The sequence below is a fragment of the Selenomonas sp. oral taxon 892 str. F0426 genome, from assembly GCF_000468035.1.
Classification (GTDB): domain Bacteria; phylum Bacillota; class Negativicutes; order Selenomonadales; family Selenomonadaceae; genus Centipeda.
In genome coordinates this window covers 95,494-111,913 of the sequence record NZ_KI260540.1, presented here as the reverse complement: position 1 = coordinate 111,913, position 16,420 = coordinate 95,494, and the positions used below count along the sequence as shown (strand labels likewise).

19 protein-coding genes and 1 riboswitch are annotated in these 16,420 nt (G+C 57.9%); of the genes, 9 read left to right on the top strand and 10 right to left on the bottom strand.

What is annotated here, in order from left to right; all coding sequences use genetic code 11:
- Positions 1–6: 6 nt before the first annotated feature.
- The 10 genes from HMPREF1992_RS07455 to HMPREF1992_RS07405 all read right to left on the bottom strand — a co-directional run bounded on the left by HMPREF1992_RS07455 (position 7) and on the right by HMPREF1992_RS07405 (position 9,916).
- The gene (locus HMPREF1992_RS07455; RefSeq protein WP_021685271.1) at positions 7–897 is read right to left on the bottom strand and encodes a hypothetical protein; all 891 of its coding nucleotides are present in this window, start codon (positions 895–897) and stop codon (positions 7–9) included.
- 48 nt (positions 898–945) lie between these two features.
- Positions 946–1,830 carry a hypothetical protein gene (locus HMPREF1992_RS07450; RefSeq protein WP_021685270.1) on the bottom strand — a complete coding sequence of 295 codons (885 nt, stop codon included), beginning with the start codon at positions 1,828–1,830 and terminating at the stop codon, positions 946–948.
- Between the two features lie 31 nt (positions 1,831–1,861).
- Positions 1,862–2,431, bottom strand: a complete 570-nt coding sequence (locus HMPREF1992_RS07445) for a LemA family protein (RefSeq protein ID WP_021685269.1) — start codon at positions 2,429–2,431, stop codon at positions 1,862–1,864.
- 127 nt (positions 2,432–2,558) lie between these two features.
- Positions 2,559–3,890, bottom strand: coding sequence for a YgcG family protein (locus HMPREF1992_RS10970; RefSeq protein ID WP_051290505.1), 1,332 nt, complete (start codon positions 3,888–3,890; stop codon positions 2,559–2,561).
- A gap of 173 nt (positions 3,891–4,063) precedes the next feature.
- On the bottom strand, positions 4,064–4,969 hold the full coding sequence (gene sucD / locus HMPREF1992_RS07430) for a succinate--CoA ligase subunit alpha (RefSeq protein ID WP_021685267.1): 906 nt from the start codon (positions 4,967–4,969) through the stop codon (positions 4,064–4,066).
- A 20-nt stretch (positions 4,970–4,989) separates the two neighbouring features.
- Positions 4,990–6,186 carry an ADP-forming succinate--CoA ligase subunit beta gene (gene sucC, locus HMPREF1992_RS07425; RefSeq protein WP_021685266.1) on the bottom strand — a complete coding sequence of 399 codons (1,197 nt, stop codon included), beginning with the start codon at positions 6,184–6,186 and terminating at the stop codon, positions 4,990–4,992.
- Between the two features lie 163 nt (positions 6,187–6,349).
- A complete protein-coding gene (locus HMPREF1992_RS07420) occupies positions 6,350–7,423 on the bottom strand; it encodes an aldose epimerase family protein (RefSeq protein WP_037359017.1) in 1,074 nt (357 codons plus the stop codon).
- 75 nt (positions 7,424–7,498) lie between these two features.
- The gene (locus HMPREF1992_RS07415) at positions 7,499–7,705 is read right to left on the bottom strand and encodes a ferredoxin (RefSeq protein ID WP_021685264.1); all 207 of its coding nucleotides are present in this window, start codon (positions 7,703–7,705) and stop codon (positions 7,499–7,501) included.
- Positions 7,706–7,837: 132 nt separating this feature from the next.
- Complete coding sequence (gene ptsP / locus HMPREF1992_RS07410) at positions 7,838–9,571, bottom strand: phosphoenolpyruvate--protein phosphotransferase (RefSeq protein ID WP_021685263.1); 1,734 nt, start codon at positions 9,569–9,571, stop codon at positions 7,838–7,840.
- Between the two features lie 78 nt (positions 9,572–9,649).
- Entirely contained in the window at positions 9,650–9,916 is a 267-nt protein-coding gene (locus tag HMPREF1992_RS07405) for an HPr family phosphocarrier protein (RefSeq protein WP_037359014.1), read from the bottom strand.
- Positions 9,917–10,160: 244 nt separating this feature from the next.
- On the opposite strand from HMPREF1992_RS07405, the gene HMPREF1992_RS07400 reads away from it, so the two are divergent.
- The 9 genes from HMPREF1992_RS07400 (at position 10,161) to HMPREF1992_RS07360 (ending at position 16,394) form a co-directional block, all read left to right on the top strand.
- Positions 10,161–10,931, top strand: a complete 771-nt coding sequence (locus HMPREF1992_RS07400; RefSeq protein WP_037359011.1) for a conjugal transfer protein TraD — start codon at positions 10,161–10,163, stop codon at positions 10,929–10,931.
- Positions 10,928–11,878 carry a PRC-barrel domain-containing protein gene (locus HMPREF1992_RS07395; RefSeq protein WP_021685259.1) on the top strand — a complete coding sequence of 317 codons (951 nt, stop codon included), beginning with the start codon at positions 10,928–10,930 and terminating at the stop codon, positions 11,876–11,878. The genes HMPREF1992_RS07400 and HMPREF1992_RS07395 overlap by 4 nt, the downstream gene beginning before the upstream one ends.
- 72 nt (positions 11,879–11,950) lie before the next feature.
- A riboswitch (TPP riboswitch) is annotated at positions 11,951–12,059 on the top strand.
- A gap of 45 nt (positions 12,060–12,104) precedes the next feature.
- Positions 12,105–13,274 (top strand): putative hydroxymethylpyrimidine transporter CytX, encoded by a 1,170-nt coding sequence (gene cytX / locus HMPREF1992_RS07390; protein WP_037359009.1) that lies wholly within the window; start codon positions 12,105–12,107, stop codon positions 13,272–13,274.
- A 158-nt stretch (positions 13,275–13,432) separates the two neighbouring features.
- The gene (gene thiM / locus HMPREF1992_RS07385) at positions 13,433–14,254 is read left to right on the top strand and encodes a hydroxyethylthiazole kinase (protein ID WP_021685257.1); all 822 of its coding nucleotides are present in this window, start codon (positions 13,433–13,435) and stop codon (positions 14,252–14,254) included.
- A 10-nt stretch (positions 14,255–14,264) separates the two neighbouring features.
- On the top strand, positions 14,265–15,071 hold the full coding sequence (thiD, locus tag HMPREF1992_RS07380) for a bifunctional hydroxymethylpyrimidine kinase/phosphomethylpyrimidine kinase (protein WP_021685256.1): 807 nt from the start codon (positions 14,265–14,267) through the stop codon (positions 15,069–15,071).
- Complete coding sequence (gene thiW / locus HMPREF1992_RS07375) at positions 15,065–15,553, top strand: energy coupling factor transporter S component ThiW (RefSeq protein ID WP_021685255.1); 489 nt, start codon at positions 15,065–15,067, stop codon at positions 15,551–15,553. Before thiD ends, thiW begins: the two co-directional genes overlap by 7 nt.
- Before the next feature lie 15 nt (positions 15,554–15,568).
- The gene (locus HMPREF1992_RS07370; RefSeq protein WP_021685254.1) at positions 15,569–15,793 is read left to right on the top strand and encodes a type II toxin-antitoxin system HicA family toxin; all 225 of its coding nucleotides are present in this window, start codon (positions 15,569–15,571) and stop codon (positions 15,791–15,793) included.
- 11 nt (positions 15,794–15,804) lie between these two features.
- Positions 15,805–16,209 (top strand): type II toxin-antitoxin system HicB family antitoxin, encoded by a 405-nt coding sequence (locus tag HMPREF1992_RS07365; protein ID WP_021685253.1) that lies wholly within the window; start codon positions 15,805–15,807, stop codon positions 16,207–16,209.
- A 29-nt stretch (positions 16,210–16,238) separates the two neighbouring features.
- Positions 16,239–16,394 carry a hypothetical protein gene (locus HMPREF1992_RS07360; protein WP_021685252.1) on the top strand — a complete coding sequence of 52 codons (156 nt, stop codon included), beginning with the start codon at positions 16,239–16,241 and terminating at the stop codon, positions 16,392–16,394.
- The last annotated feature ends 26 nt before the right edge of the window (positions 16,395–16,420 follow it).

Below are 16,420 nucleotides of genomic sequence, written 5' to 3'. Positions count from 1 at the left end.
AAATCTTTATCCCTTGCCGTCGATGACACCGTAGACAAAACCCTGCCAAGAAGCGGCAAGCGCCTCACGCGGATCACGGTTGAGTTCGTCGCCGGTCATCCAATGTACGGCACTGGGCGGCGTGTAGATTCGGTCAAAGTCCTGACAAAAGCCCGTCTGCAGGAAGGCCGCATAAGGCATCTCGATATGCGAGGGGTTGCCGTCGTAGATGCTGGCATAGATGGGAACCTCCTCGATGCGGTCGATGTCATAGACGTTGTAATAGCCGTTTTCCTCTGCGAGCAGCTTGCACGTGACGATGCCGCGCGCGATGGCAACCTGCTGATAGGCGACGGTATAGTGATAGTGACCGTGCTCGTCGGCTGTGATGGTTCGCGTACGGATGTTGTACGGACGTGTGTTGTCGGCGCTAATCTGATGGAGTGCGCAGAGGCCGATCAGATCGGGGGCGCCGTAGCCGTTTTCCGTCTCGGGGAGGCGTGCAAGGCGACCGTCCGTGCCGATTTCGTAGATCGCCATCTCGACCATTGTGGGGATGCTGCGAAAGGGATATGGGGTGATGCCCTCAGCAACAGGCAGCATGGCGGCGTGACGGAAGAGCAGTTCGAGGCGTCCGTTGCCGTCGAGGTCGGTGACGGCAAAGCGGGTCTGGGTGGAGTCATAGTTCAGCAGATGGGGCTGCGGTGTCTGCCCTTCGTCCCACCGAGCGACGAATTCGTCCTTCCAGAGTGGCTCTGCCTCGGCGATGATCTTCAGCTGCGTATTCGCATCGGCGGGATGCTTGATGTGCGCTGCAGTAGAGGATGAGGCATAGGGGGCAGCAGCGGCGGATGCGGTAACCGCACTGAGAACAAGGAGTGCAGCTGCCGCGAGCAATCCTTTCTTGAAGTGTTTCATGGGGATCCTCCTTTCGTGCAAAGCATTACGGCACGACCTTTCGTGCGCTCATCCTCTGACCGCCGCTCCGTCGTGCGTCCAGCTGTACCATGAGGACGTGAGCGCTTCGTGTGGATTTTGCTCAAGATACTCCCATGAGAGGGGATCGAGCGTGGGCCCGTCGTCGGTGCGGAGGCTCTCAGGCGGGATGCTGCTCGGATCGTATGTGCGGCCTGTGACGAGGTCCTGGCTCCATGTATAGTACGGCTCGACGTATGCTCCGTAGACCCCGGCAGTCCCACTGGTGATGCTCGTCTGCGCAACGATGAGCGCACCGTCCTCAAGACGGATCGTGTACCCCTCGCCCACGATGCCGTATCGTTCTTGGCCGTCTTCCAGGCTGCTCTCGCCGGTCAGGCGCGCGGCAGATGCCAAATAGACCGGAGTGCCGTTTGTCCCTGTCGGCCGTACATGGATGCTCATGAGGTCGGGAAAGCCGCCGCCCTTATAGGGGAGCTCTGCAGACGTCCTGCTGTCCACGATGTCAAGCGGCACAAGACGTGTGCCGTCCGCGTTGATCTCATAAGCCGCACCGTGGATATAGCGGGGAAACATCTCCGCAAGCTCTGTGAGACCTTCTTTTTGCTCCTCTGAGATCTCGTTTCCCGCACGCAGGAGCGGCTCATAGCTGAGCGTCCGGCGGCTGATGAGGAGTTCGAGCCGCCCGTCGCCGTCAAGATCCGTGACGGCAGCGCAGAATTTATATGCAGTCATATTTTCGCGGCTGCGGATGCGGACTGTGTCAATCTCCGCCTTTAGGGCGTGGGAGCGCGCGATTACATCCAGCTGTGCCTCTGCATCTGGGACCGTGGGCGCGGCGAATGCTGCGCTTGTGCAGATGGAGAGGGCTGTGAGAGCGGCAAATGCGCATTTTGCAGCGTAGGTATGGAGCATTGTTCTCACCCTTTCGCGGTTCGAAATTACATCAGAACTTCACCTCGGGGACGGCGTCCGCGCCCTCCTTTGCTTTGAATTGGGGCTTTTGCGTCATGCCCATGAAGCCCGCGAGGAACATGCCGGGGAAGGTCGAGATGCGGACGTTGTACTCGCGCACTGCCTCGTTGTAGTCGCGGCGTGCGACGGCGATGCGGTTCTCGGAGCCGGACAGCTCACGCATCAGCTCGAGATACTGCGTGTTTGCCTTGAGATCGGGATAGGCCTCCGCGATGGCAAAGAGGCGGCCAAGTGCACCCGTCAGCTCTGCGTTCGCCGCGTCCATCTGCTCCACGCCCTGCGCACCCGCAAGTTTGGCACGCGCATTTACAACCTCCTCGATGATGGTTTTTTCGTGTACGTCATAGCCCTTGACCGTGTTCACGAGATTCGGGATGAGGTCGCTGCGCCGCTGCATCTGGTTCTCGACCTGTCCGTAGGAGGCGTCGACGCGGATCTCTGCCTCCTTCAGTCCGTTATAGAGAGAGAAGAAGCCGCCGAGGGCGATGAGGATGACGACGAGAATGACGACCCCGACGGAGATAAAGCCCTTGTTGTTCATCGTAAAAACTTCCTTTCGTGTAATGCAGCCTAGATCGCTCAAGGCGCCCCTTCCACCGTGCTGCCGCACGGTCCCCCTCCCCCGCTTTGGCAGGGGAGGCTTTGGGATTGAGCATAGTAGCCTTCAACTACCAATTGCCTGACGCACCGCCGCCGCCCGAGGAGCCTCCGCCGTAGCCGCCGCCGCCCGAGGAGCCACCGCCGCTGCGATAGGTTGGGCGGTCATCCTCATCATATCTGCCACTGCCCGATCCACCGCCCATGTTGCCGTATTTTCCGGAGCTGAGGAGGTTCAACAGAGCGGCCAGCGAGAAGAAGGCAAGCCCGAATACCTGCCCCACAATCCAGAGGAGGAGCAGGAGGAGCGGGATGAAGATGAGGAAGCCGAAGATGTAGACGTAGAAGGGTTCACTGCCGCCCTCGTCGACGGAGTCCGGCACGGCGACATGCGCTTTCTCGCACAGCCGTGCGCCGACTGTGGCGTAGCCCTTTCGGACCTCCTCGGAAATATCGTCCTTGTCAAAGGGGAACTCGGAGCGAATGCGGTTGACGGCGTAGGTCGTGTCGTGCTCCTGCTCCATCTCGGTCAGGGCAGACCCGAATAGGAAGAACACCTCGCGCTCCTCCTTTGCGATAAAGAGCAGCGCTGTGTTCCCGTGAGCCGCATCCTTCAGCTGCCAGTCGGCAAAGAGCTGCTGCGCAAACCGCCTTGCATCCACGCCTTTGAGCGTCGGCATGGTGACAACAATCATCTGTACATCGGCCGCGTTCGTGAGATCGCCGCCCATCCGCTCAATCGCTGTCGCATCCTCCGGCATCAGCATTTCGCCAAAGTCTGCTACGCTGCCCAAATGCGTGGGTTTCGCGGGGATCCCGAGGGCGGCACCAAGGCTTTCGAGGCCAACGCCGTACTCCGCAGCTGCCTTTTGTGCGAGCGTGATATACGCCTGCAGGATCGCGGGAGAGTAGTTTTCCTTGCGGAACTCTCCCTTCATCGCGTCGAGGACACTGCCGGCGTAGCCGTCCGTGATGGCGCCCTCGAGACCGTAGCCGACCTCGATGCGGAATGCGCGGTCATCCTTGGCGATGAGCAGGAGGACACCGTTGTTCAGCCGCGCGTCGCCGATGCCCCAGCTGCGAAAGAGGTCGTTCGCGTACGACTCGATGTCCGTGTCGCCGAGCGTCGGTACGGTGACGACGACGACTTCCGCCTTTGTTTTGCTGCGCAGCTCCGCTCCGATCTTCGCGATCTGCGCGGCATCCTCGGCCGAGACCATACCCGCCGTGTCAACAATGTACGCGCGCTGCGCGGGCTTTGCGAGCAGATCGCTCGCCGTGACGGTCGTCGTACCGCGCAGCCGGCTTTGGGCGGCATCCGCCGCAGGGCTGCCGATGGTGAGCAGGAGCATGAGTACAAGGAGGAGTGCGAGGAATCCGCGCCCCTCTTTGGCACCGTTCATAATCATTCACATCCTTTCATGGCGGTCGCTTACATACATACTTAATGTCATTGTAGCATACTTTTAGAATTTTTGAACCTGTCATAAATGACAGGTTCAAAAGACCTAGAAGATAAAATCAGCACGAAAAAAGTCCCCGGCTGTGCGGGGACTTCGTTATGTTATCAAGTGCCTCAGCAGGTGTGACATTTTTCGTAGATGCCGCGATCTTTGAGGAGTTTCACCATAGTCTCACCGATATGCGCGACAGTCTCGGCAACGGGAATGCCCGCTCTGTTGAGTGCCTTTACCTTGTCCGAGGCCATTCCCTTACCACCGGAAATGATCGCGCCAGCGTGCCCCATGCGCTTGCCTGGAGGCGCCTGGCGGCCGGCGATAAATGCGGCGACCGGTTTGTCCTGCATATTCTCCTGGATCCATTTTGCAGCGTCTTCCTCTGCATGACCGCCGATTTCACCGATCATGAGGACCGCGTAGGTGTCCGGATCATCACGGAAGAGCTTTAGAATATCAATGAAGTCGAGCCCCTTGACCGGATCACCGCCGATTCCGACAGTTGTTGTCTGACCAATGCCTGCATTCGTGAGCTGGAACGCTGCTTCGTAGGTGAGGGTGCCGGAGCGAGAGATAACACCGACATGACCTGGCTTACTGATGGTCGCCGGCGTGATGCCGACCTTAGACTGCATGGAGGTGAGCAGGCCCGGGCAGTTTGGCCCAAGCAGGCGCGTGCTCTTACCGCGCATGTAGCGGCGCACCTTGACCATGTCGAGCACGGGGATGTGCTCAGTGATACAGACGACGAGGTTGAGCTTGGCATCTACCGCCTCCATGATGGAGTCTGCAGCAAAGCGCGCGGGGACGTAGATGACGGAGACGGTTGCACCCGTTGCCTTGACTGCGTCTGCGACTGTATTGAATACGGGCACACCTTCAATGGTCTGACCTGCTTTGCCGGGCGTAACGCCGGCGACAATCTTCGTGCCGTAGGCGATCATTTGCTTCGTGTGGAACTGTGCCGCCTTACCAGTGATCCCCTGGACGATGACTTTGGTATCTTTATCAATCAGAACTGACATTGCTTGACCTCCCGTTCCCTTTATTCCTTTTCCCGCGCTTCTGCGACAAGCCGAACGATCTGCTCGGCGCCTTTCTCCATTGTGGGGCAGGTGAATACGTTCGCAATGGGGGTGTTTCGGAGGATCTCGCGTCCCTCTTCGACCATTGAACCTTCGAGGCGTACGACGACAGGGACGGGGAGGGAATGGCCGTCTTTGGAGACGATGTGCGCAGCCTCGACAATGCCCTTCGCGATGTTGTCGCAGCGGTTGATTCCGCCGAAGATGTTGACGAAGATGCCCTTTGCCTGTCCTCCGGAAAGCATGATCTTGAACGCCTTGGCGATCTTTTCAGGCTCAGAGTCACCACCGACATCGAGAAAGTTCGCCGGCTCACCGCCATAGAACTTAAGCATATCGACGGTCGCCATAGCAAGTCCCGCGCCGTTGACCATACATGCGACATCGCCGCCGAGGTTGACGTAGTTGAGGCCGGAGGCGGCTGCTTTGCGCTCCTTCGGATCCTCCTCGCTCTCGTCGCGGAGAACGGCGATCTCGGGGTGACGGTAGAGGGCACTGTCGTCAAAATTGATCTTTGCATCGAGCACGACCATCTTATCATCCTCGGTGAGGACGAGCGGGTTGATCTCAATCTGCGAGCAGTCCTTGGCAATAAAGGCGCTGTATAGCTTTTGCATGATTGTGACCGCTCTGCGGATTGCCGGCTCTGGGATATTGATGGCGTATGCCATGCGTGTTGCCTGGAATGCAGCAAGCCCGGTCACGGGATCGATGTACTCCATGAAAATCTTTTCCGGCGTCTCTGCAGCCACGTTCTCAATATCGACTCCGCCCTCCTCAGAACCCATCATGACGATGTTTGCAGTCTGACGATCAACGATGAAGGAGAGGTAGTATTCTTTTTTGATCTTTGAGGCTTCCTCGATGAGGAGGCGTTCGATGACCTTGCCCTCGGGGCCGGTCTGATGGGTGACCAGGGTCTTGCCGAGCAGTTCCTGGGCGAACGAAGCTACCTCCACAGGCGTCTTGGCAATCTTGACGCCGCCCGCTTTGCCGCGGCCGCCCGCATGGATCTGCGCCTTAACGACGACAACGGGTACGTCCAGTTTCTCTGCGCTGGTGACAGCCTCGCTGACGCTGAGTGCCGGCAGCCCGTTCGGTACGTTCACGCCATACTCACGCAGAAGCTGTTTGGCCTGGTACTCATGAATATTCATCTAGTCATCCTCCCCTTAATTTTTGTGAGCAGAACTTATCTATAGATACTATTTTACCCTTCTTTCATAGAAATGTCTAGCGATTTTGTATAAACGGGTGATTGAAAAAACTTGGATTGCTATAAGTTATTTCTATAGATATGACGTGGTCCTAATGAAGTGTTCATACATCATCGAGCTTGTAGACGGTCTCCGCCTCCCATACCTCGCCCATGCGCAGCTTGGGCTGCAGAAACGTCGGGTTGGCGGGCGCATTCGGGAAGAACTGTGTCTCGAGGCAGAAGCCGCCGCGACGCGGAAAGGGGATGCCGCCCTTGCCGATGAGAGGCTTTTTCGCAAGCGCGTTGCCCGTGTAGAACTGCATGCCGACCTGCGTTGTGTAGCAGGAGAGTGCGAGTCCCGTTTTCTGCGATGTGACGCGTGCCGCCTTCTTTAGGTGGGAATACGGTTCGGGGGCGAAGTCGCCGCGCAGGACCCAATTGTGGTCGTAGCCGCCTGCCATCTGCAGCTGGTCGTAGTCCGCATCGATGCGCTCACCGATCCTGTGCGGTGCCGTGAAGTCCATCGGTGTGCCGACAACCGGGAGAATGCGTCCGTCGGGCAGGGACTCCGCATCCGCCCATGTAAACTCGTCGGCGTAGATCTGTGCTTCGTGGTCGAGTACGCTTGGCGCAGTCGCGCCCTCGAGGTTGAAGTAGGTGTGGTTTGTGAGGTTGCAGATCGTATCTGCGTCGCTGACGGCACGGTAGGAGATCGAGAGTGCATCGTCGTCCGTGAGGCGATAGGCAACCTTTGCCGCGAAGTTGCCGGGGTAACCGCCCTCGCCGTCGGGGCTGACGACGGCGAACTCCACGCCGCCGTCCACGATTTCCGCCGTCCAGAGATGGTAGTGCAGCCCCTTCGAGCCTCCGTGGATGTGGTTTTGCTTCTTGGAACCCGTGTTCAGTTCGAGCTGATAGGGGCGCCCTGCGATCGTGACGCGTCCGCCCGCGATGCGGTTTGCGTGCCGTCCGACGACAGCGCCCATCGAGGCGGTGTCTGCGACGTAGTCCTCGCCGGTCTCATAGCCGAGCACGATGTCGAGCGGTTTTCCCCCGACGAGTCGTTCGAACTTCACAAGACGCGCGCCGTAGGTGGTGATGGCGACGGAGCTGCCGCGCTCGTTTGTCAGCGTATAGAGTTCGATTCGGTCACCGCCCGGCATCGTGCCGAACAGTTCCTTCTTCAGCTCTGTCATTGTAGATTCCCTCCGCAGCAGCTGTGCCGCCATTGAAAATGACAATCGAAAAATCCCTTTTATTTTATCATATCTTTAGGGATTTGCCATGAAAAACGAAGAAATAATTGCACCTGTGGGGCAGTCCTCCGCCGCCTCGAGGGCATCGTCCTGCTCTGTCGGTATGGGCTGGCGTATCAGTACAGCAGACCGTGCTGCATGGTCGATGCGAAAGACGGCGGGCAGGCGCTCTGCACACATGCCGCAGCAGACGCATGCGGCTTGGTCGATGGATAGGTTCATAAGCGTTTCCCAAAACGAAAATTTCCTGCTGTGCTGAGCGCAGCAGGAAATTCTCTCAAAATATAACACACGCCTACAGTATGGCGTAAAATGACGTTCTTGTCTGTGCCTTTTGCAACAATCAGCGATTCCTCAGATTCCTGCGCTCGCGTCTGAGCCCTCGAGCATCTTGTGCAGGTAGGCGCGGATCTCGACACCGTGCTCCATCTTCATGACATCGGCGAGGAGTTCCTTTGCCTGTGTCGATGTGACAGAGCGGATCATCTCCTTGACGCGCGGAATTGACGGTGCGCTCATGGAGAGCTCCGTGATGCCCATGCCGAGCAGGATGACGGCGGCATACGGGTCGCTCGCCATCTCGCCGCACATGCCCGCCCAGATGCCGCGCTCGCGCGCGCTCTGGATCGTGCGCTGGATGAGGCGCAGGACGGCAGGGTTGAATGGGTTGTAGAGGTTCGCGATCTGTGCGTTGCCGCGGTCGACCGCGAGCGTATACTGGATGAGGTCGTTCGTGCCGATGCTGAAGAAGTCGACATACTGGGAGAGGAGAGGGGAGACAACGGCTGCTGCCGGCGTCTCAACCATGATGCCGATCTGCACATCGTCGGAGTACTCCTTGCCCTCGTGGGCAAGCTCCACCTTTGCTTGCTCGACGAGTTTCAGTACGCGCTGGATCTCGCTCACGCTGATGATCATGGGCACCATCATCGCAGCCTTGCCGTAGAGTCCTGCGCGCAGGATCGCCTTGATCTGAGGGAGGAAGAGATCGTGTCGATCGAGACTGATGCGGAGGGCCCGGTAGCCAAGGAACGGGTTCTCCTCCGGGGCGATGTTGAGATAGGGGAGAGGCTTGTCACCGCCGATGTCCATCGTGCGGATGACGCAGATCTTGCCGTTGCATTTCTCAACGGCCTGGCGGTATGCCTTGAACTGATCCTCCTCGGTGGGGATCGTGGTGGAGCCCATAAAGACAAACTCGGAGCGGAAGAGACCGACTCCCTCCGCGCCATATGTGAGTGCATTGTCCACGTCCATGTGCGTGCCGATGTTCGCCGTCAGCTCGATGCGTACGCCGTCCTTCGTCATGGCGGGCAGATCCTTGAGTGCGGCGTAGTGTGCCGCAAGTTTTTTTTGCTCCTCGATCTTGCTCTGATAGAGGATGCGTTCTTCCTCGCTTGGACGGATGATAATATCGCCGCGGCTGCCGTCGAGGATGATCTCGTCCTCATCATGAATGAGGTTGATCTTGTCGCCGATGCCGAGCACCGTCGGGATGGCGCGTGCCTTGGCGATGATGACAACGTGGCTCGTTGCGCTGCCGGAGCCGAGAATGACGCCTGCGATCTGCTCGGTGGGCATGCCTGCCACAACGGACGGCTCGATCTCCTCTCCGCAGAGAATAACCTGCCCCGCGCCAATCTCAGGTTCCTTGACGCCAAGGACGTATTTTGCGATACGGTTGCCAACATCGCGCAGGTCGACCGCGCGTGCAGCGAAGTACTCATCCTCCATCTGCTCAAAGAGCTGTGCCTGCTCATCTGCCGCATCGAGGATGCCGCGTGGGGCACTGCCTGTCGCCTCGATCTTGGAGCTGATGTTGTCTGCCATCATGGGATCCTGCACCATCATACGGTGCGCCTCGAGGATTGCTGCCTGCTCGGTCTGCGCCTCTTTCCTGAGACGTTCAATGGTCGCGAGAAGAACTTCGGTGACGGCAACAATCGCCGCCTTCGCTTTACTCTGCTCCTGGGCAATCGAGCCAGGCTGGTACGCCGACAGATAGCCGTCGAGGTTCTGACCTGCGAGCATGACCTTACCAACGGCAATGCCGGAGATAACCCCTTTTCCGCGAATGTTTTCCGCCATATTTATACCCCCCTATGAAAAAACGCCGCGAGGCAAACAGTACACTGCAAAACCTCGGGCGCTCTCCAACTTTCTTGATTATTCTTCCCCGAACTTCGAGTTGACGAGATCGGCCAGCTCCTTCACGGCCGCGGCCTCATCCTCGCCCTCAGCAATGATGGTGAGTTCTGTGCCCTTGACAAGCCCCATGCTCATCAGCATGAGGATGCTCTTGGCATCAACTTTCTTGCCTTTCGCCTCAATCTGGATCTTGGACTTGAACTTTGTTGCCGTCTGGACGAACACCGATGCGGGACGAGCGTGGATGCCCGTCTTGTTCTCAATGATAACTGTTTCCTGCGTCATGTGAACCTCTCCCATCCGAATAGTTGATCAGCCTGTATTCCCCCTCGCACGCACGGGTTTCTCTGCGCACGCGAATGAATGTCACCGTCATTATACTATAAAAAAAGAAATGAAAAAAGGGCAGAAAGAGACTTTTTTATATTTCCTGTAACAAGCAGGAATTTTCGCATTTATGTCGAAAATCTCTTAGAATACCTTTATGAGTATGGTCGTTATGGATGACCTGGGGCAGGGAGGAGATGTGTTGCAGATGCAGATCCGTATCTCCGCCATCGTCCTTGCGCTTTTTATGAGCATCGGGCTCGTCGTGGGGAGCATCCTTCTGCGGCCAGCGCTCACGCAGACGCTCTATATCAAGTTTGTAGCGCTCATTGCCGGTGCAGGACTCCTTGTGACAGCCTACAACCATCTCCTAACGCGTCGTCGCTCCCCTGTCGAACCATCCTTCCAGGAGAGCGCACTGGCTGCCGATTCGTCAGATATGTATACGGCAGCGTCTGTCGATGCGGTACCTGCGGAGGTGCCGCCGTCCGATATCCCAGTACTGCATCCGACTGAGGATGTGCCGGAGGAGCAGGTCGTCATGACAGAGGAGCTCCTGCCGGATGATCTTGACGACCTGCTCGATATGGCGTTCGAGGCGGCGGAGGAGGATCCTCTGCATGCGGTTGCGGCATATCAGCGGGCGCTGGAACGGTATCCGAACGACTCCTATATGCCGTATCTCATCATCGAACTCTCCACGCTTTACAAACGCTTGGGGAACTACGATGCGGCACTGGCGCTCTTTGATCAGGCGCTGGCTCTCCCCCTCATTGCGAAGAACGCCGCCATGGCACAGGAGTTTCGGCGCTCCCAGAAAGCCCTGGCTGCCGTTTCTCATATGCTTGCAGCACAGGGTACGCCTGCACTCCCCTTTGGAGAGGTTCCAAAAGAACTGCTCGCGGAAGCGGATCGGCGTGCGGATGCGCAGACAACATCTGACATTTTTAGTAAAATGGAGGAATACAAATGAAAAAAAGCGTTGACATCCTGGGACTTCCGGTCATCAGCATAACCGAGGGACGCGAACTCGGCATGAGCAAGACACTGCTCATCGATGCACCGAACCGCGTCGTGGCGGCAATCACGATTGAGGACGAGGACTGGTACCGCGGGGTCAAGCTCATCCCCTACGACAATGTCATTGCGGTCGGCGAGGACGCCGTTACGATCAACAACAGCGAGAACATCCTGACGCTGGATGCGGCAGGTGATTTCGAGACCCTGCTCGACGACAATATCCGCGTGATCGGCACGAAGGCGATTACACGCTCGGGTGTCATCCAGGGCAATATCACCGAGATCTTTATCGGTGAAGACGGCAGCATTGAAAAGTGTGAGATCACGACGCCGGAGGGCTCTACGTCTGAGGTGACGGCGGATCAGGTCTCGATCTTTGGCAAGGAAGTTACGGTCATCTGCCCGGAGGGCGATGCCGGAAAAAAATCTGATGCAGCGGCTGCACCGGCGGCACCCGCTGTGACTGAGCCTGCAGCAGAACCTGCTGCGGCTGAGCCGGTGGCAGAACCAACGCCCGAGGAGCCTGCTGCTCCGGCCGAGGTCCCCGCAGAGGATCCTGCTCCGGCGGAGGAGGCCCCTGCAGTGCCCGAATCCGTGGTGGAACCGACGATCGAGGAGCTCGCCGTTGCGGATGAGTCTGCGGCTCCGGCTGAGGTTCCCGCAGAGGAGACCCCGGCGGAGGAGCCCGCTCCTGCGGCAGAGCCTGCGGAGGAAAAGAACGCGGAGCGCGTGAACGAGGACCGTCACCGCCGCTTCCTGCTCGGCAAGAAGGCGACGCGCACGATCAAGATGGACAACGGCGTTGTCATCGTTGAGGCAGGTGCCGACATCACCGAGGAAGTCCTGCAGAAGGCGAAGCTTGGCAACAAGTTCATCGAGCTTTCGATGAGCGCACAGTAAGAGATCATAGAACTCGCTGATAAATTCAGCCGCGTCATCTTGACGGACTTTATTTTATCGGCGAGTCCTATACAACTTCATACGGGGAGCTGACAGCAGTCGGCTGAGAGGGGGCAATGCGTCCCGACCCATAACCTGATTTGGATAATGCCAACGTAGGGATATATGAACGCACAGCGCGGTTATGTCATTGGCATGGCCGCGTTTTTGTATGGAGAGAATTTACATGAAAAAACACACAAACATACCCGCAAATGCCCTGATATGGTTCGGTGCGGGGGTCTCGCTTGCGGAGATACTCACGGGGACATTCTTTGCACCGCTTGGTTTTCGAGATGGCGGCATTGCGATTATCGTCGGGCATACCATCGGCTGTATCCTGCTCTTCCTTGCGGGACTTATCGGGGCACGCACGCGGCGAAGTTCGATGGAGACGGTTAAGATGGCGTTCGGTGCACGGGGCGGGCTGCTGTTTGCCGCACTGAACGTCCTGCAGCTCATCGGATGGACGAGCATCATGATCTATGACGGTGCGCTTGCGGCAAATACTGCGATGCATGCGGGACACTGGCTCTGGTGCGCGGTCATCGGTGTGCTCATCATTGTCTGGATCCGCATTGGAATCCTGCGCATCGAACGCGTGAATGCTGCTGCAATGATGGGCCTCTTCCTCCTCACGGTGCTTCTTTGCTCTGTCATTATGCAGGGCAGCAGCGCAGCACCCTCTGGCGCAGGAGAGGCGATGAGCTTTGCAATGGCGCTCGAGCTGTCGATTGCTATGCCGCTCTCATGGCTGCCGCTCATCTCGGACTATACGCGTGAGGCGGAGAAGCCGACTGCTGCCGCCGCTGTCAGCGCAGTTGTCTATGGGCTGGTCAGCTGCTGGATGTACTTCATCGGCATGGGCGCGGCGATCCTTACAGGAGAGTCGGACATCGCGCAGATCATGCTCCATGCGGGGCTTGGTGCGGCAGGGCTTGGTGTCGTCATCCTCTCCACGGTGACGACGACCTACCTTGATGCATATTCGGCGGGCGTCTCAAGTGAGAGCATTGTGCGCAGCGTATCGGGGCGTACAGTTGGTATTGGCGTGACCGTGTTCGGCGCAGCAGCGGCAGCCCTCTATCCTATGGATGACATCACGGGCTTCCTCTATATCATCGGTTCGGTGTTTGCCCCCATGATTGCCGTTCAGATTGCGAGCTATTTTCTCCTGCGTGAGGATGCAGCTGCTCGCTCTGTTCATGTCATCAACCTCGTCGTCTGGTTTATTGGATTCCTCTGCTATCGCTGTCTCATGACGCTCGATACTCCCGTCGGGAGCACCTTGCCGACTATGGCAATCACACTCGTGCTTGCGTTTGCTGCGAATCATGTGTGGGGGAAAAAGCCGTAACAATAAGCCGTAACGCAAAGCCTCTCCCGCCGTGACAAGGAAGCTAAAATGCCGCAGCGCAAAGCCTCCCCCGCCGAAGCGGGGGAGGGGAACCGCGTGAGCGGTGGAAGGGGCGCTTTGGACGATATAGGGAAAATTGCGTAAGAAAGGAACTCCCGATGAACACCTCCATCCTCGAAAAGGTGCGCTGCGCCGCACCCCTTATCCACTGCATTACAAACTACGTCACCGTGAATGATGTTGCTAATGTCCTCCTCGCCATCGGGGCGCGCCCGATCATGGCGGATGACCCGGACGAGGCAGAGGAGATCACGGCACTCTGTGCGGGACTCTGCCTCAACATCGGCACGCTGAACGCGCGCACCATCCCGAGTATGCTCGCGGCGGGAAAGCGTGCGCGGGCGCTGGGACATCCCGTCGTACTCGACCCCGTCGGCGCGGGTGCGAGCAGGCTACGCACCGAGACTGCTCTGCGCATCCTCGATGAGGTGCATCCGACCGTTGTGCGCGGCAACATCTCCGAGATTCGTACACTGGCGGTCGGGAGCGGCACAACACAGGGGGTCGATGCAGATGCGGCGGATGCCATCACGGAGGAGAACCTTGCGGAAACGGCGGACTTCCTGCGTGGCTTTGCGGCACGCACGGAGGCGATCATTGCCGTCACTGGGGCAATCGACCTTGTGACGGACGGCGTGGCCGTATATGCGATACGAAATGGGCGCCCCGAAATGGGCCGAGTCACGGGCACAGGCTGTCAGCTTTCTGCACTCCTTACGGCGGCTCATGCCTCTGCGTCGTCCAATCTGCTCGCGGCAGCCGCTGAGACCGTTGCTTTGATGGGAATTGCGGGTGAACTTGCGTGGGCGCACATGAACGAGTATGACGGAAATGCGGCATACCGCACGCGCATCATTGATGCGATTGATCGTATAACAGGGGATGATCTTAAAGAGTATATGAAGATCACAAAACTCTGAGGAGGGATACATGATGAAGATGTATACGGCACTTACCATCGCGGGCAGCGATTCGAGCGGCGGCGCGGGCATTCAGGCGGATCTCAAGACCATGATCGCGCACGGCGTCTACGGCATGAGCGCACTCACCGCCCTCACCGCACAGAACACCACAGGCGTCACGGACATCCTCGCCGTCACGCCCGCATTCCTTGCGGCACAGCTCGATGCTGTCTTTACCGACATCCCGCCCGATGCAGTGAAGATCGGCATGGTCGCGGATGCTGCACTCATCCGCGTGATCGCCGAGAAACTGGACGAATACCATGCGCGGAACATCGTCGTCGATCCCGTCATGGTCGCAACCAGCGGCGCACGTCTCATCAGCGAGGATGCAGTTGAGGCGCTCGTCTCACTGCTCCTGCCGCGTGCGGCGATCATCACACCGAACATCCCCGAGGCGGAGGTGCTCGCGGATACGGAAATCACCGACCGAAAGGGCATGATTGCGGCAGCGGCACGTATCTATGAACGTGCACACACAGCGGTGCTCATGAAGGGCGGACACAGCATCGACGACGCGAACGATCTCCTCGTCGATGGTGCCGGCACGCGTTGGTTCGAGGGGCGGCGCATTGCGACTGAGAACACCCACGGCACGGGCTGTACGCTTTCGAGTGCAATCGCCTCGAATCTTGCACGCGGGATGACACTTGATCGTGCGGTCGAGCGTGCGAAGGCATATATCTCAGGTGCACTCGCCGCTGGGCTTGAGCTCGGCGCAGGCAGCGGCCCCCTGGCACATGGATTTGATCTGAGGAGCGAATTTATATGCTAGACACACGCACCCGCAAACTTACCCTCGCCGGCATCCTTGTCGCGGCGGCTGTCCTCGGAGGCATATTCAGCTTCCCTGTGATGGGGAGCCGCTGTGCACCGATGCAGCATCTCGTCAACATCCTCGCCGCCGTATTCCTCGGACCTCTCTGGGCTGTCGGTGTTGCCTTCTCCGTGAGTCTGCTGCGTAATATTGCAGGCGTTGGCAGTCTCATGGCATTTCCGGGCAGCATGATTGGCGCACTCTGCTGTGGAATGGTCTACTACTATACGCGTCGGATCGGGGTTACCTGCGTTGCCGAGGCGTTTGGTACAGGGCTTCTCGGTGCACTCGCCGCCTACCCTGTTGCGGCTTTCCTCATGGGGCTGAACCCCGCGAACTACACCGTCTATATTGTCCCCTTCCTCCTCTCCACGGGTGTGGGCAGCCTTCTCGCCTACGTCCTCCTAGGCTTCCTGCTGCCCAAGATTCGGCGGGATTGATATACGTGTTGATATGTGTTAAAATGTGAATACACACGATGTGAGGAGGCGATCATCACGACCTCGAAGGAATTGCTGAAAATTCTCAAGAAAAACGGCTGGTATATTGAGAGAGTACATGGATCGCATCACATTCTTAAACATGATAAAATCATGCAGACGATTGTGCTTCCTTTGCACAATACAGATATGAAGCCGGGAATACTGCATTCTATTCTGCGCGATGCAGGTCTGAAGTAGGAGGCAATAAGATGCTACAGGAACAATATGCTGCAGTTTTTCATCCTGAACCGGAGGCGGGAGGGTATTCTGTTTTTTTTCCCGATTTGCCGGGCTGTTATACACAGGGGGACACCATGCGCGAAGCGCTCTATATGGCGAGTGATGCACTCGGGCTTTATCTCTATACGCTCAAAGCGGACAAGAAGCCCTTTCCGCCCGCGACGGATCCTGCTGACATTGAGACGCATGGGCGCGACTTCACCACACTCATCGAATGGGACGAGGAAGCGTACCTGCGCCGTACGGACAACCGTTCGGTCAAGAAGACCCTCACCATCCCCGCCTGGATGGACACGCTCGCACGCGAGCACAACATTAACTTCTCTCAGCTTCTGCAGAACGCGATTCGTCGTGAATGCGGGATGGAAGCTTAATGGACTTAAAGCGAACCCTGTTGTGCAATATGAACGAGGAGAAATTCGCGCCGCCCCAACAAGCACAAGGGGCACAGCGTTTTTTAGCACAAATGGACTGCACTTGTGCGGCTCAAAATTCATCCGCGCCGGAAACTGCTCTTTTCGGCGAGACTCCGCAAGGGATTGCACGGCGAGGAATTTAAGTACCAGCACCCCGCAAGGGGACGGA